Origin of the sequence: Thermosynechococcus sp. OHK43 (assembly GCF_014466085.1) — a bacterium.
Classification (GTDB): Bacteria; Cyanobacteriota; Cyanobacteriia; order Thermosynechococcales; family Thermosynechococcaceae; genus Thermosynechococcus.
In genome coordinates this window covers 1-3866 of sequence record NZ_JACOMP010000116.1, presented here as the reverse complement: position 1 = coordinate 3866, position 3866 = coordinate 1, and the positions used below count along the sequence as shown (strand labels likewise).

Here is a 3866-nt window from a genome sequence, read left to right as displayed (position 1 = left end):
GGTTTAGCAATTCGGATTCTGGGGGAAGTGACCCCGGAACGCCTAGAGATTCTGCGGGATGCGGATCTGATTGTGCGGCAGGAAATTAACCGCGCTGAGATGTATCACGACTTTTGGCAAGCCTTTGCGGTGTTACTGCCGATTCGTACCGTGGGAGTCATGGGGGATCAGCGCACCTATGCCTATCCGGTGGTGCTGCGATTTGTCACTAGCGAAGATGGCATGACCGCCGACTGGGCACGGGTCCCCTACGACCTCCTGGAGCGAATTTCTAACCGCATTGTCAACGAAGTGCCGGGGGTGAATCGGGTGGTCTATGACATTACCTCCAAGCCGCCGGGAACCATTGAGTGGGAGTAAATTTGCTGGCAGGGGGAGCGATCAGTTTCCCTGGGAGAGATGGTGGTGTGAGGGATGTGGCATGAATAGTAAATGGACGCTGGCCCTTAGCTTCGGTGCAGGTGTGTGGCTGCCCCTAGGGGCAACGGCGCAATCTGGTCCACCCCAGTGGCAAATTGAGGCTCGGCCGACAACTCCCCCAACCTTTGAAGTGGTACCAACGCCGGAAACTCCCCCCCAGTGGCAAGCTGGTCCTGAACCCAGTGGCGATCGCCCGTGGCAGCCAGCGACCTCAGAGGAATTGGCGCAACCGGTTTTACCTCCCGTCGCTGAGCAGGCACCGAGACCGGTCATTGCCGAAGAACCCCAGTATCGCATTCCCCCCTTAATGCGTCCGCCTACCCGTCTCTTTAACTTGGAGACGGCCAATATCCTGCCCGAGCAAACCCTTGAACTGCGGGGGGGAATTCGCAACTATGATCCCGAAGTGGCTGGCGGCGGCGGCGGTCTACAAATTTTCTATGGCTCCATTGACTATGCCATCAATCATCGTTTGCAAGTGAGCTTTAGTGGCAATTACTACGACGACCCCTTGGGACGCTTGGTGAATGGGCTACAACCTGACCTTCAGTTTGGGGCGATCGCCGGTGGTTTCAAATATCAAGTGCATCGTGGCAAAAACCTCTCTGTAGCCGTGGCTGGCTCCCTAGAGGCGGTGCGGCTGCGATCGAGCAATTTTCTCTTTACGCCTGCTGCGGCGCCAACAGGGACATGGACGGTGGCTGCTTCACTCCAAGTTCCCCTTACCTACACCTTCAATCCCCAGTTACAGTGGCACTTTACACCAAACCTCACCTACTTTCCCGCCACCATTAACGGCGGGGCAAACTTCTACGACACCAACGTCAACTTTGGCACCGGCATCAGTTGGCAACCCCATCCTCGGTTTAACCTCTTTGCCGATGTGAATATGCCGGTGGGGCCTGGGGGCAATGCGGTGCGCAGTAGTGATGGCGCGATCGTCAACCTGCCCGTGTGGAGTGCTGGTGTGCGTTTCCTCGTGAACCCCTCGGTGAGTATTGATCTGGCAGCAACCAACGCCTTTGGAATCACCCCTGCAAGTCGTACCTTGGCTTTTTTGCCCGGTGCCGATCAAGTGGGCATCATGGCGGGATTAAGCTATACCCCCAATATGGGACCTGATTTTGCTCCCCCTTTTCTGCCCAGTTTTCGCAGCGGGCCGCGGCAACCCCTCACAGATCGCGATCGCCAGCTGCTCCTTAATGGTCTGACTCTTACTTCCCCCAGTACCCTCGATCCAGGTATGCTGTACCTGCGGGGCAATAGCGGCACCACAGGAACCGGTTTTCAGGTGGGCTTTGGGCTGGCCTACGATGCCCAATTGACTGTTGCCATTGAACAGTGGGAGCGCGGCAGAACCCTCATCGAAAACATCAACTACAGTGGCAACCTGCAGTTGGGGCTGGCAGCCAAGTTGCGCTTCCTCGATCAGGCTCAAGGAGATCCCTTTTCTTTCGCCTTTCAAGGCTCATTTAATCGTGGCATTGAGCAGGGAGGGGGTGCGAGTCGTTCCCTAGGGGGTTTGGAACTCGCCTTTATGTATGAGCCAACCAAGAATGTGGCACTGCTGCTGAATCCGAAGTTGGGGATTTTGACGCCGGCTCAAAAAGTGGTGGGTGGCGTTGGGATCGGCCTCAATGTTGAAGTTGTCCGCAACCTCCAATTTATTGCCGAAGCCACACCTGTCTTTGGGCAAACAGGTGTTTACAGTGCAGGATTGCGCTATGTCGTGCCCCAGTGGGGTCTGGGAATTGATCTCTATGGCTCAACGGCAGTTGGCAGCAGTATTCCCAATTCAGGTCTCATTGGTCAAGAGTCCCCAGGGGTAGGGGTTAATCTCCATTGGTTATTTGGCGGATCGCGGTAGTAAGATCACTGGAACCAGCGCCCTTCTGGGTTCCCCGTCTGAGCACTGATGACTCAGCGGCTCATCAACACCAGCCTCCAAGAGAATCCTACACTGGCTTAGACGTCTACCCAGAGAGCATTCTCCTCCTCTTAGGTCTGCTTAGGTCTGCAAAAAAACGCAGACCCTAGGATCTAGCTATAGATGCCCTTCTCATTGCATTGGAAGAGGGCTTTGGTGTGCTCCCAAGGTTTCATCAGGGTATTCTCTTCATCATTCGACTCCTTTAGCACCTCATTAGAGGCTGTGATGAACTGAGACTGTGCTGCCTCCGAGAGATCTGCGCGCACCTCTGGGGAAATGTCCTCTGGACTGGACAACTGCCCCTCCGGTTGACGATCTGTCGGCGATCAGATGAGCGATGCCATATTCTCCTGCAAGCATTTTTCCAGCAGCTTCTTGATGTAGGTGGCCTGGTCCTCCTGCTGGAAAAGAACGTTCCGTGCCTCGAAATCATCTCTGGTCATACCCCCATTCCACCAATGAATCTGATTCAAGGGCGTCCTGGAAATGTCGTCTGGTAGTTTATCCACTTTCTGCCTTATGGGCTTCGACGACAAAGGGTCGGCGCACAAGCAAAAATACACATCGGCGATGTGACTCCTCAAGATGCTTTGATCAATTTCTCTTACTTCTCAAAAGCTGCTGATATGTCCTCCGGTTTCCAATGACCCAGTTCAGCAGCGGGCTGCGCAGCGGACTGTCCGTTGGAAGTGGTTGTTAGATACCCCGTTCAGGCGATCGCCCATTCTGCAGACAGAAGCTCTGTCTGTTCTAACACCGTCTGCGTCGCCTTTTCCTGCTTGTCCGGCGGGTAACCGTATTTGCGCAAGATGCGCTTGACCAGGCGCCGCAGGTTGGCGCGAACGTTTTCGCGCACCGTCCAGTCTATGGTCACGCTTTGCCGCACGATCTGCACAAGCTCCCGGGCAATCTGCCTGAGCGTGGGCTCGCCGAGCACTTTCACCGCGCTGTCGTTGGTCTCAAGCGCGTCGTAGAAGGCCAGCTCCTCTTCTGACAATTTCAGCTCTTCGCTACGGCGGTCCGCCTCGCGCATCTCTCTTGCCAGCGCAATGAGTTCTTCGATCACCTGCGCTGCTTCGATCGCCCGATTCTGATAGCGACGGAGTGCCTGTTCGAGCAACTCCGCAAAGGAACGCGCCTGGACGAGATTCTTCTTGCGGCGCAGGCAGCAGCGCGAGCCACTCCTCAGGCCTGCCGGTCTTTCAGGCCATCCAGTCGAAGCGAACACACCCTACAGACTCGACAACAGCCCATCCACTCCCATTCAATCGGCCGCCCCTGTCTAGGGCAGTTCCGGAAGTCCGAGCTCTTTTAGAAACACATTATGCCGATCGCGAGCCTCATCGATCTTACGAGTCAACTCGGCAAGCTCTTTATGAACCTGTTGTAAATCTATTTCCGGCTCTGCTTTAGCCGTGCTGACATACCGGGTGATGTGGAGATTGAAGTCGTTTTCCTCAATCTCCTTCATGCTCACCCGACGGGAGGCGAACAAGGCGCCGTTGTCGAGTTCTTC

2 protein-coding genes and 3 pseudogenes are annotated in these 3866 nt (G+C 55.4%); 2 read left to right on the top strand and 3 right to left on the bottom strand.

The window, feature by feature from the left end; all coding sequences use genetic code 11:
• Both H8Q75_RS04805 and H8Q75_RS04800 read left to right on the top strand, forming a co-directional pair.
• Positions 1-360: pseudogene (locus H8Q75_RS04805) on the top strand (GMP synthase (glutamine-hydrolyzing)); the annotation flags it as partial.
• Between the two features lie 61 nt (positions 361-421).
• Positions 422-2287, top strand: coding sequence for a hypothetical protein (locus tag H8Q75_RS04800; protein ID WP_024124193.1), 1866 nt, complete (start codon positions 422-424; stop codon positions 2285-2287).
• Between the two features lie 173 nt (positions 2288-2460).
• Here H8Q75_RS04800 and H8Q75_RS04795 read toward each other — a convergent pair whose 3' ends face one another.
• The 3 genes and pseudogenes from H8Q75_RS04795 to H8Q75_RS04785 form a co-directional block, all read right to left on the bottom strand.
• Positions 2461-2646 (bottom strand): hypothetical protein, encoded by a 186-nt coding sequence (locus H8Q75_RS04795; RefSeq protein WP_297040832.1) that lies wholly within the window; start codon positions 2644-2646, stop codon positions 2461-2463.
• A 413-nt stretch (positions 2647-3059) separates the two neighbouring features.
• Positions 3060-3512 (bottom strand): annotated as a pseudogene (locus H8Q75_RS04790) (type I restriction enzyme endonuclease domain-containing protein); the annotation flags it as partial.
• Positions 3513-3632: 120 nt separating this feature from the next.
• Positions 3633-3866, bottom strand: a pseudogene (locus tag H8Q75_RS04785) (type I restriction-modification system subunit M); the annotation flags it as partial.

Excerpts from the sequence above, each read along its gene's own strand:
- H8Q75_RS04800 (WP_024124193.1), top strand. The coding sequence starts at position 422 with ATGAATAGTAAATGGACGCTGGCCCTTAGCTTCGGTGCAGGTGTGTGG.